Genomic DNA, 526 nt, shown 5'->3' on the forward strand with positions numbered 1-526 from the left:
CGTAGCCTCGGTTAAACCTATACCTGATTACGAATCAACCTCCGCTAGCTATCAGCACTTATACTTGAAGTAGCCGGCGCGGGTGAGGGCTGCATTATGAAAAAAATTCAATTCCAGAAAGGTTAAGGTAGATCAGAACACCAGCTATTAAGCGTAAAATATGCCGACTGTAGAAACACGATAATTCCGACTTTATTTTCTTCTCAATTAAGACAAAAATTAATATAAGTCTAGAACTCTTATATTAATACTCTCAAAGTAATCATAGACATTTAGAATCGATTGTCTATGACTCCTATCTACAACATGGATGGGAAGTTTAAATGCAATCACCTCTTTGAATTCAAACATTACTTTCAAATTATTTATCGAACTAGAATACGCACTTGAAATGCAAGCAGGAATATAATCAGCCTCTGCAAAATAAACTTCAGCAGGCATATGTAAATATTTAACATCAACATTGAACAATGAACTAATTTTATCGATTTTAACTATATCTTCGTCTCGATGAGGGACGTAAAAA

At 34.4% G+C, this 526-nt stretch carries 1 protein-coding gene; it reads right to left on the reverse strand.

Features of this window, described 5'->3' with window-relative positions; translation table 11 throughout:
- Positions 1–219: 219 nt before the first annotated feature.
- The coding region (locus MPRO_RS26245; protein ID WP_216821367.1) for a hypothetical protein at positions 220–526 on the reverse strand (307 nt) is incomplete at its 5' end.

The organism is Marinobacterium profundum, from assembly GCF_001528745.1.
GTDB classification, from domain to species: domain Bacteria; phylum Pseudomonadota; class Gammaproteobacteria; order Pseudomonadales; family Balneatricaceae; genus Marinobacterium_A; species Marinobacterium_A profundum.